The organism is Pelagicoccus enzymogenes, from assembly GCF_014803405.1.
Classification (GTDB): domain Bacteria; phylum Verrucomicrobiota; class Verrucomicrobiia; order Opitutales; family Opitutaceae; genus Pelagicoccus; species Pelagicoccus enzymogenes.
Window position 1 is genome coordinate 344,745 of sequence record NZ_JACYFG010000061.1, and the last position, 11,701, is coordinate 356,445.

General features: G+C 56.8%; 3 protein-coding genes. 2 read left to right on the forward strand and 1 reads right to left on the reverse strand.

Features of this window, described 5'->3' with window-relative positions:
- Window positions 1–122 precede the first annotated feature (122 nt).
- On the reverse strand, window positions 123–341 hold the full coding sequence (locus IEN85_RS24280) for a hypothetical protein (RefSeq protein ID WP_191619706.1): 219 nt from the start codon (window positions 339–341) through the stop codon (window positions 123–125).
- A 97-nt stretch (window positions 342–438) separates the two neighbouring features.
- On the opposite strand from IEN85_RS24280, the gene IEN85_RS24285 reads away from it, so the two are divergent.
- Complete coding sequence (locus tag IEN85_RS24285; RefSeq protein ID WP_191619707.1) at window positions 439–1,260, forward strand: metallophosphoesterase; 822 nt, start codon at window positions 439–441, stop codon at window positions 1,258–1,260.
- Window positions 1,261–1,450: 190 nt separating this feature from the next.
- Window positions 1,451–11,701, forward strand: a 10,251-nt coding sequence (locus IEN85_RS24290; protein WP_191619708.1) for a putative Ig domain-containing protein, incomplete at its 3' end; no start/stop codon positions are given.

Here is an 11,701-nt window from a genome sequence, read left to right on the forward strand (position 1 = left end):
CAATACGGAGCGGGTGGTACCGAGGCTGGAAGCTGACACACTCACCGGTCCCTCCATACAGAAACAATTGGAGGGACTACTTCCACGTCGTCCGCGATACAAGAGCTCTTCAATAGCGCTCGTTAGTCCAGATGCTTGGATGCCGCCGAGTCGATCCTCAGCCGTGCCAACTTGCGAAGCTGCTCGTCGTTTGCCTTGCGAATGGCGGTTTCGAAGAGTTCGTCCTCCGCCGTCTTTTCGCTGAGACTGCGCCCGAGGCTGTTGAGGCCGATCGTTGCGTCGCGAGAGAGGTTTGGGGCAAAGGCGCCTCCGAGCAGTTGTTCGAAATTCTTTGCTTTCATAGTTCTGATAGGGCTCCCCTTTTCATCGGTTTCCCGCTTGCGCTCTTTAGCGACACGGCTTGCATCCGATTACTCTGTTTCCTCCTTTTTACAAAGCATGTCCGCCAAGATCCGCATCGTCTCCGACCTACACGTAGGGCACAAAGCCAGCGTGATCGATCGGCTCGACGCGCTCGCTCCCCTTGCCGAAGGCGTTGATTGGCTTATCCTGAATGGCGACACGCTGGAGCTGAAATACGGGGACCTCGACGTCGCGCACTACGACGCGCAGCGCGAGAAACAGAGATTCGAGCAAGAGATCGCCAAGTGGGACTGCAAAGTCAGCGTCATAACCGGAAACCACGACCCGGAGATATCAGAGCTTCACTCGCTGACTCTCCTCGACGGCAAAGTATTCGTCACCCACGGCGACGGACTCTTCCCCAACATCGCCCCATGGAGTTCGAACGTGGACAACCTCGAGAAGCATGCGTCCATCATCGATCCGGACGCCACCGGCATCACCGAGCAAGACCTGCACGACTACCTCGCGCTTCACAAGCAGGTGACCATTCGCGCCCACAAGGACGACAAGAAGTACAACCCAACTCTCTGGGGAAAACTGAAAATCTTCCTGCACCAAACCTGGCCGCCGACGACACCGTTTCGCATCCTCAAGGCATGGAGCGAGGTGCCAGACCGCGCCGCTTCCCTCACCGAACGCTTCGGCCTAGCACCCAAATTCATAGTGGTGGGCCACACCCACAATCCCGGCATTTGGACGCGCGGAAAGCAAAGGGTCATCAACCTTGGCTCCTACTTCCCTTGGCCGGGCGCGCTCTGTATCGAGATTGAGGACAAAACCCTAAACGTTCGCCGCGTCCGCAAGCGGCAAAACGCTATCGAGATCGGCCGTACGGTGGCCTCCTTTAAGCTCTGATTTCTGCAGGAGGCAGGAAAGCGCCTGCTTACTGGGTAGTTCATCCTAATCCCGGATAAGGCAAAAAAGTCGGAGGTTTGCGTGAATTTGGGCTAAATCCATGCTTCGGCGGTAAGTTTTCCGTGTAGGGATCCGATGAGGAAAAGGCGCCTTGCGCGCGGATTTAGTTAACCTCGATCGAACATACTTTATGAGCTTCCGCTTCACCCACACAGGAGATTCCTCTGCTCCAACGCCCTACGAACTCTCCAACGGTCAGTCTCTAGACTTCAACGCGGGCGATTCCTTGAAACTCACCAACCCCGACGACATCGCCGACATGATCCCTCAAGGTCACGACGTGCTGGTGATGACCAAGGACGGATCCTCCTATCTGCTCAAAAACTTCCTCCTCACTGACGCAACCGAACTGGAACTGCCCGACGGCACAACCATAACTGCGGACAGCTTCCGGCAATCGGAGGCAAACGACGCCGCGGGGGCAGACCACGCGTCGCTTCAGGCCATCAACTTCGAACCGGAGGACGCAACCGGTTCCGTCGTGCTGCAGAGCGTGACGTTGCTCTCCATCATCAGCGCCCTCTCGCAGAACACTTCCGCATTCGACGCGTTTGAACTCAACGCCGACGGCAGCGAAAACCAAGAACTTCGCAACTATTTCCAGAGCCTCACCCTCGCCGCCCTTGGCAAGAGCGAGAGCGACCAGGAGCATGCTCAAGTCGCAGAGCTCTCCACCCAAGACAACCAACAAGCCTACTACTCCAGCTCCACGAGCCAAACCCGCGACAGCCAATCCTCAGCCCAAACAAAATCCGGAACCTCCGATGAGGGCGCAAACACTCGCAGTGTCAGCATCGACGTCACCGACACCATCGAAGCTTCGCAATTATTAGACATCGAACGGTTCCGCTTCACGGCGGTCGTAGTGAATGGCGATGGCGACATCGTCGAGTCCACTACTGAAGTGAACCAAGAGACCGGTACCGTCGAGGTTGTTATCGACTTGCAAAAAGAAGACGCCGGCCAGCAGGTAGAGATCGAGGTCATCGTAACCGATCCTGAGAACAACGACCGCGTCATCGACCGCAACGAGCTCACGGTCGTTCTGCCAGATCCCTTCAACGAGGAGAACGTCACCCTATCGCTTTCCGGAAACGATATCACCGAAAACGAAGCAGGCTACGCTATCGGCTCCCTCGAAGCCTTAGGGAGTGAAAAAGAAATCGAGGGCCCCTTTACTTACAGCATCGCTTCCGACCCATCCGGACTCTTCGAAATCGAGGGATCTACGCTCAAGTTGAAAGACGGGGTAACCATCGACTTCGAAACCGCACCCGAGTCCTACTCGCTCTCCCTGCGCATCGAAAACGAGGACGGCAGCCAGGTCGAGCGCACGCTCACCTTGCATCCAGCCGACGCCAACGACGCTCCCGAGGTTTCAGGAATGGGCCTCGAAGGAACCGAAGACAACGCCATCCCCTTCAAACGCGAAACCTTCGAGCAAGCCTTCTCCGACGTAGATAACGACGACACGCTTGAATCCGTTCGCATCGATTCCCTTCCCGCAAACGGCGCGCTCACAGTCGCCGGCAAGCCAGTCGAAATCGGCCAAATCATTCCCGTCGAGCAAATCTCAGGCGTCGCCTTTCAGCCGAACAGCGACTGGAACGGCCACACCGAATTCCTATGGTCCGGCTTCGACGGAGCGGCATGGTCCGATAAAGCAGCGACTGTTTCTATAGACATCGAGAACGTAAACGACACCCCCCTCGCCACATTCTCGATCGCAACCCAAACGGCCAACGAAGACGCCGCGTTCACCTTCACGCTTCCCGAGGGACTTTTCACTGACAGCGACATTGGCGACTCACTCACGCTCAGCGCCGCTCTCCCCGACTGGCTAAACTTCGACCCCATCACCGGCGAAATCTCTGGCGTTCCTTCCTATGAAAACCTAGGCGAACACCGTATTGAAATCACCGCTACAGACGCAAGCGGTGCAAAGACAAGCACGGCGTTCACGCTCGAAGTCGAAAACGTAAACGACCGTCCAACATTTACCCAAATCCAAGACGTATCCATTGGTGAATACGATCCGATCGATATCGATGCCGGTTCCTATTTTTCAGACGAAGATGCGGATTTCGGCGATACCTTATCTTTCACCGCAAGCCTCGCCGACGGAAGCGGGCTGCCGGAGTGGCTCACAATCGACGAGTCGTCCGGGAAGATTGCAGGCAATCCGCCCCAAGGCCAAAACACGGACCTCGACATCCGCGTCACCGCTACAGATTCAGAAGGTGAAAGCGTGTCTAGCACTTTCGCCCTGCACGTCGAAAATCAAAACGACTCCCCCGAACTCGATTCTCCCATCGCGGATCAGGGCGCCGACGAAGATAGTGAATTCTCATTCAACATCGCTTCCAACTTTAGCGACAGCGACCTGGGCGACCAGCTGACTTACACCGCGACTCTTCCCGATGGCTCCGATCTCCCCGAGTGGCTGAACTTCGACACTGCCACAGGTCAGTTCTCCGGCATTCCTACCAACGATGACGTCGGGATGCTCACCCTCCAAGTTACCGCTAGCGATGGTTCCCAAAGCGTAGACGACTTCTTCGCCATCATGGTGGACAACACCAACGACAAGCCAGTCGCCACCGCTCTTGTCGACCAAACAGTCGAAGAGGACAGCGGCTTCTCCCTCGACGTTTCAGATGCCTTCTCGGATGTCGACGCTGGCGACACATTGACCTACTCGGCAACCCAAATGAACGGCAGCGAGCTGCCCGAGTGGTTGGAATTCGACGAGGGCACCGGTAAATTCTCCGGCACCCCGGCAAACGAGGACGTTGGTTCCCTTTCCATTCTCGTCGTCGCTTCCGACGGCCAGGAGAACGCCAATGCGATTTTCTCCATCGAGGTAGAGAACACCAACGACGGGCCCGTCGCGACCTTCATTCCCGAACAAACGACAGAGGAAGACGCTCCCTTCCTCTTCGATGTATCCGACGCCTTCAGTGACGAAGATATCGGCGACGAGTTAAGCTACTCCGCCACCCTTGAGGATGGAAGCGAGCTGCCCGAGTGGCTCAATATCAACCCACGCACGGGCGAACTCTCCGGCACGCCACTCAATGCCAACGTGGGTGAGCTGAACCTTAAGGTCTCCGCCAGCGATGGCCAAGAATCCGCTGCCACGACCCTCAAAATTACCATCGAAAACACCAACGACGGACCCTTTGTGTCCGCAGGTATCGAGGATGTCACTACAGCAGAAGACGCAGCATTTACGCTCGATGTCTCCTCGAATTTTGGCGATCCCGACTTCTTCGACACACTGGAATTCTCAGCCGCGCTCGAAGACGGCTCCCCTCTTCCACAATGGCTCAGTTTCGATCCTTTCACCGCTTCCTTCAGCGGGACACCGACCAATAACGACGTAGGCTCCCTATCCGTTCGCGTTGTAGCCCAAGATGGAGAAACCTCCATCTCCGACGTCTTTAGCATAGAGGTCCAGAACACCAACAACGCGCCAACAGTCACAACCGACTTCGTACCGGTGAACGCAGAAGAGGACAGCGCCTTCACCTACGACGCCGCATCCCACTTCGAAGATACCGACGCCAGCGACTCCCTCACATACACCGCCACTCTATCAGACGGGTCCGATCTCCCCAGCTGGATATCCATCGACCCGATCACCGGCGAGCTCTCCGGCATCCCAGAAAACCAAGACGTCGGATCTATCAACATCACCGTAACCGCAACCGACGTAAGCGGGGAGACAGCCAACGGCACTTTCACGCTCACCGTCGAGAACACGAACGATGGCCCTGTTGCATCCGCTATCGCCCAACAGTCTACCGAGGAAGACGCAGCCTTCTCCCTCGATGCCTCCGTTGCATTCGACGACGTCGACGCAGGCGACGCTCTCACCTACAGCGCTACCCTCGAAAACGGCGACTCGCTCCCAAGTTGGCTCACCATCGACTCCCAAACCGGAACGCTCGCTGGAACTCCGCATAATAGCGACGTCGGCACGATCTCAGTAACCGTTCGCGCCAGCGACGGTGAGGCCAATGCCGAAGCGACATTCACTCTGGAGATCCAAAACACGAATGACGGCCCAACAGTCACCAATAGTATCCAGAACGTCACGACACTCGAAGATGCATCATTCGTTTTCGAGGCTAGCAACCATTTCGGAGACGCAGATACCGGCGACGTCCTCAGCTATTCAGCAACGCTGCAAGACGGTTCTCCGCTTCCCGATTGGCTTGCGATCGATCCGGAGACCGGCAAGATTTCGGGTCAGCCCGGGAACGACGACATTGGAACCATCTCCCTCGTCGTAAGTGCCACGGACCAAGCGGGTTCAACCGCCTCGGACAACTTCGCTCTCACCGTCGAAAACACCAACGACGGCCCAACCGCTTCGCTCGAAATCGAAGCGCAAGAAGTCCTCGAGGACAGCGGCTACAACCTCTCGCTTGCCGATTACTTCGACGATATCGACACCGGAGACGCCTTGAGCTATTCCGCAGAACTAGCCGACGGTTCTCCACTGCCCGATTGGCTTGCGATAGATTCCCAAACCGGACGTCTCTCCGGAACGCCGCGCAACAATGATGTTGGTGAGCTAGAGATCAAGGTGATCGCATCCGACGGCGAAGCGGAGGCCCAACAAACCTTCACTCTCTCCGTCGAAAACACCAACGACGGCCCGGTTCTCAAAGCGGATTTCTCCAACGAAAATACCCTCGAAGACGAGAATTTCATCCTCGACGCCTCCGAAAACTTTCACGACGCAGACCTCGGCGATACGCTCACCTACAGCGCTACGCTGCAAAACGGCGACCCGCTGCCGGATTGGCTAAGCCTGGATGCGAGCACCGGCAAATTCTCTGGAGTCCCACTGAACGAACATGTTGGCAGCATCTCCATCACAGTAAGCGCCTCCGACGGCAGCGAGACAGTATCCGACTCCTTCAGTCTCACGGTTTTCAATACAAACGACGCTCCTCTGGTCGAGTGGCTGAACGACAACCAGAACATCGTAGAGGACGAGCTGTTCAACCTAGACGCTTCGAACATTTTCTTCGACGTCGACGAAGGGGATACGCTGACCTACTCCGCGACTCTGGAAAACGGAGACCCGCTACCCGATTGGATGAGCATCGATCCACTGACAGGTCAACTCTCCGGAACCCCAACCAATGCAGATGTCGGCGAGATCACAATCCTCCTGAGCGCCTCCGATGGTGAAGCTACCACCTCCAAATCATTCTCCCTCTACATCGAAAACACGAATGACGGGCCGGTCGTAACGACAAACATCGCCGATCAGTCCATCGACGAGGACAACGAATTCTCGCTCGATATTTCCGAGAACTTCGCAGACGAAGATATCGGCGATTCTCTTACCTTTTCTGCTACGCTAGAAGATGGCAGCCCGCTTCCAAACTGGATAAGCATCGACTCGGAATCAGGTCAACTGAGCGGCACACCGAGAGGAACAGACGTCGGCGAGCTCTCCATCGTCGTCACAGCCTCAGATGGCGAAGCATCCGTTTCCGATACCTTCACACTCACCATCGAAAACACGAATGACGGCCCCGTCGTCACCCACGCGATTTCGGACCAATCCGTCGACGAAGACTCCGCCTTCAGTCTCGATCTTTCCTCCAACTTTGCAGACCAGGATATAGGCGACACCCTCACCTACACCGCTACCTTGGCGAATGGCGACCCGCTCCCAGCTTGGCTCATTCTGGACCCAGCAAGCGGGCAGATATCCGGAACTCCAGGAAACAGCGATGTCGGTGAAATTGAAATAACCGTCACCGCCTCTGACGGCGAAGCTTCCGTATCCGATTCCTTCACCCTGTCTGTCGAAAACACAAACGACGGCCCAACGGTTACTACGAGTATCAATGATACAACTACAAAGGAAGACAACGCCTTTACGCTAGACACGAGCAACAACTTCCACGACCCTGATCTTAGCGACACTCTCAGGTACACGGCAACGCTCGAAAACGGCGACCCACTGCCCCAGTGGCTGCAAATCGATTCGGAATCCGGTCAACTCACTGGCACGCCTAGAAATTCAGACGTCGGCAATATCGCCGTACGCGTAACCGCATCTGACGGAGAATCCTCTGCATCAGACGTATTCACGATCACCGTCGAAAACACGAACGATGCAATCGTCGTTTCTTCAAATGTCGCAGACCAAAACATCGACGAAGATTCCACCTTCACTCTCGACATTTCAGGAAACTTCAAGGATCTCGACCAAGAAGACACACTCACCTATTCCGCAACACTGGAAAACGGCGAGCCCTTGCCAAACTGGCTTACCATCGACCCCGAGACGGGTATCTTCTCCGGAACGCCTCTCAACGAGGATGCCGGCGAGCTCTCCATCACGATCACAGCCACAGACTCCGCCGGATCCACGGCCTCAGACACTTTCAGTCTTGAGGTAGAGAATACGAACGACGGACCAACTGCATCCGTCATCGCTGACCAAAGCACCGACGAGGACGCAGCATTCTCCCTCGACGCCTCCACCGCATTCGACGACATTGACGCAGGAGACACTCTCACATACTCCGCCACCCTCGAAAACGGAGACCCGCTCCCAAGCTGGCTCTCCATCGATTCCGAGACCGGCGAACTCTCCGGCACACCCGAAAACGGCGACGTCGGAGCGATCTCCGTAACTGTCACCGCAAGCGACGAGGCTGGCGAAACCGCAACTTTCACCTTCGGTATTCAGGTTGAAAATACAAACGACGGACCCACCGCCTCCGCAATCGCCGACCAGACCACCGACGAGGACGCAGCATTCTCGCTCGACGCCTCCACCGCATTCGACGACATTGACGCAGGAGACGTCCTCACTTACTCCGCCACCCTCGAAAATGGCGAACCGCTCCCAAGCTGGCTCTCCATCGATTCCGAGACCGGCGAACTCTCCGGCACCCCCGAAAACGGCGACGTCGGAGCGATCTCCGTAACCGTTACCGCCACCGACGAGGCGGGCGAAACGGCATCCTCTACCTTCGGTATTCAGGTTGAGAATACGAACGACGGACCAACCGCTTCCGCCATCGCCGACCAGAGCACCGACGAGGATTCTGCATTCTCCCTCGACGCCTCCACCTCGTTCGAAGACATCGACGCAGGCGACACCCTCACTTACTCCGCCACCCTCGAAAACGGAGACCCGCTCCCAAGCTGGCGCTCCATCGACTCCGAGACAGGCGAACTCTCCGGCACACCCGAAAACGGCGACGTCGGAGCGATCTTCGTAACTGTCACCGCAAGCGACGAGGCTGGCGAAACCGCAACTTCCACCTTCTGTATTCAGGTTGAAAATACAAACGACGGACCAACCGCCTCAGCCATCGCTGACCAGACCACCGACGAGGACGCCGCATTCTCCCTCGACGCCTCCACCGCATTCGACGACATTGACGCAGGAGACACTCTCACCTACTCCGCCTCCCTCGAAAACGGCGACCCGCTCCCAAGTTGGCTCTCCATCGACTCCGAGACAGGCAAGCTCTCCGGCACCCCCAAAAACGGAGACGTCGGAGCGATCTCCGTAACCGTCACCGCCACCGACGAAGCAGGCGAGACAGCAACCTCCACCTTCGGTATCCAAGTCGACAACACAAACGACGGACCAACCGCTTCCGCCATCGCCGACCAGAGCACCGACGAGGACGCAGCGTTCTCCTTCGATGTTTCTGGCAACTTCGCAGATATCGACACTGGAGACGAACTCATTTACGAGGCGACTCTCGAAAACGGAGATCCCCTCCCCGATTGGCTTTCATTCAATGAAGACACCGGAGTGTTTACAGGCACTCCGGCCAACGAAGATGTCGGTTCGATTTCGATAATCGTCACAGCTTCAGACGGTGAAGCGATCACAAGTTCGAGTTTCAGCATCCAAGTCGACAACACAAACGACGGGCCAACTGCCTCTGCTATCGCGGACCAAACGACCGACGAAGACGCCGCATTCTCCCTCGACGCCTCCACCGCTTTCGACGACGTCGACGCAGGCGACACCCTCACGTACACAGCCACCCTAGAAAACGGAGCCCCGCTCCCAAGCTGGCTTACCATCGATTCCGAAACCGGAGAACTCTCCGGCACGCCTGAAAATGGCGACGTGGGAGCGATCTCCGTAACCGTCACCGCCACCGACGAAGCAGGCGAAACCGCGTCCTCCACCTTCGGTATCCAAGTCGACAACACAAACGACGGACCCACCGCCTCCGCCATCGCCGACCAAACGACCGACGAGGACGCAGCGTTCTCCCTCGACGCCTCCACCGCATTTAACGACGTCGATGCAGACGACACACTAACGTACTCAGCCACCCTCGAAAACGGAGACCCGCTCCCCAGCTGGCTCTCCATCGACTCCGAGACAGGCGAGCTCTCCGGCACACCCGAAAACGGAGACGTGGGAGCGATCTCCGTAACCGTTACCGCCACCGACGAAGCAGGCGAGACAGCAACCTCCACCTTCGGTATCCAAGTCGACAACACAAACGACGGCCCCACTGTAACCTCAAAAAACGGCGAGTCGCTTTTCAGCGAGGATTTCGCAGGAGACCTCGATGGAGCAACCGCTGATAGCAACGATACGAAGTGGTCCACCGACGATTCGGCCGCCACGACATCGCCCACCCACGGCATCGAGAACGAAGCCTACGAGTTTTCCGAAAGCACCTCCACGGCCAACGACAACGGAGCTTTGATAAAGCTCCAAACCGAGACAATCGACATCGCGGGCAAAACGGATCTCGAGCTCTCGTTCGATCTCAAGAGCGAGGGCGACATGGAAGCATCCGGATCTTGGCATGACTATTTCCAGGTCATCGTCGTAGTCGACGGCGTGGAAACCGAGTTGATGCAGCAAGACGGAAATCTCGACGGCAACAACGGTTCCTTCACCCTTCGCAACATTCCGGAAGGAGACGAGCTCGTCATTTCCTTCGAAGCAAAGACCACTCACTCCAGCGAAGTTTTCACCATCGACAACGTCCAGCTCAACGGGGACTCGTACGGGCTCGCGAACCAAACGGCGACCGAAGACGCAGCGTTTTCTATCGACCTCTCAGAGAGCTTCTCCGACACCGACGCAGGCGATACCTTGAGCTACTCTGCCACTCTGGAAAACGGCGATCCTCTTCCCGAATGGTTGACGCTCGATACTGCAACAGGCGAACTCTCGGGCACTCCCGAAAACGGCGACGTTGGAACCATTTCCATAAGCGTCACCGCTACCGACTCAGCCGGTGCCAGCGTCAGCGACTCCTTCACTATCCAAGTTGAGAATACCAACGACGGCCCCGTCGCGACGACCCTAGCGGATCAGGTCATCGACGAAGACAGCGCCTTCTCGCTCGACGCCTCCACCGCATTCGAAGACGTCGACGCAGGTGACACTCTCACCTTCTCCGCCACCCTCGAAAACGGCGACCCGCTCCCCAGCTGGCTCTCCATCGATTCCCAGACGGGCGAACTCTCCGGCACTCCCGAAAACGGCGATGTGGGAGTGATCTCCGTAACCGTCACTGCCACCGACGAGGCTGGCGAAACAGCCTCCTCCAACTTCAGTATCCAAGTCGACAATACAAACGACGGACCTAGTGTCGTCTCCACGCGAGGAGAAAGCTTGTTCAGCGAAGACTTTTCGACCGAAGAAAATGGAGCAAAGTCTGACGCTGAAGGCAATTGGGACACAGAAACGTCGGCCTCCAACGCGAACCATGGCGTCGAAAATGGTGCCTACGACTTTTCAAAAAGCACAGGTTCCGGCTCGGAAAACCAAGCGATTCTGAGAACGAACCCAATCGACATCAGTTCGCACGAGAACCTGGAGCTCACTTTCGAGGTGCGATCGACTGGAAGCATGGACCGAACCGGCTCCTACCAGGACACCTTCCAAGTGGTGGCAATTGTCGACGGTGAGCGACACGAGATCCACCAAGAGACCGGTCACGTCAGCAGCGGAGCAAATCAATTCCACACGATTTCTCTGGATTCGATCCCTCAGGGCAACGAGCTTGTGATCGCGTTCGAATCGAAGGCGACTGGCAACGACGAGACTTATACGATCGACAACATAAGCTTGAATGGCGATTCCCTCGGAATCGCACATCAAGTGGCGACCGAAGACGCAGCGTTTTCTATCGACCTCTCAGAGAGCTTCTCCGACATCGACGCAGGCGATACCTTGAGCTACTCTGCCACTCTGGAAAACGGCGATCCTCTTCCCGACTGGTTGACGCTCGATAACGAAACGGGCGAAATCTCGGGCACTCCCGAAAACGGCGACGTTGGAACCATTTCCATAAGCGTCACCGCTACCGACTCAGCCGGTGCCAGCGTCAGCGACTCCTTCACT

Coding starts and splice junctions, on each gene's coding strand:
- IEN85_RS24280 (WP_191619706.1), bottom strand. CDS start 341: ATGAAAGCAAAGAATTTCGAACAACTGCTCGGAGGCGCCTTTGCCCCA.
- IEN85_RS24285 (WP_191619707.1), top strand. CDS start 439: ATGTCCGCCAAGATCCGCATCGTCTCCGACCTACACGTAGGGCACAAA.